Genomic DNA, 257 nt, shown 5'->3' with positions numbered 1-257 from the left:
AGAGATTTCAAGATCGCCTGTATCACTGCGGACGGTCTTTTTAGTGTGTCCGTTGCGCTTGTTTGGTTTATCTGCTTTCTCATGCTTGGGGTAGCCGAGATGGTCTTCCATCTCAGCCTCTAAGGCAGTATCGATAAAGGATTGCATGAGCTGCTTTTGGAAGTCTTTGATGTTATCAAAGCTTTTCATGCTACCAGCCATTTGCTCGGCCAGTTTTTTAATGTCAGATTGAGTAGTCATTGCTTATTCTCCTGTTA

General features: G+C 43.6%; 1 protein-coding gene. It reads right to left on the bottom strand.

The features are described from left to right. Window positions 1-240 (bottom strand): transposase (locus CXF60_RS00640; RefSeq protein ID WP_045456512.1); only part of this gene is annotated, 240 nt, incomplete at its 3' end. Window positions 241-257 lie beyond the last annotated feature (17 nt).

Source organism: Psychrobacter sp. 4Bb, assembly GCF_002836735.1.
Lineage (GTDB): Bacteria > Pseudomonadota > Gammaproteobacteria > Pseudomonadales > Moraxellaceae > Psychrobacter.
This window is presented reverse-complemented; position numbering and strand designations above follow the sequence as displayed.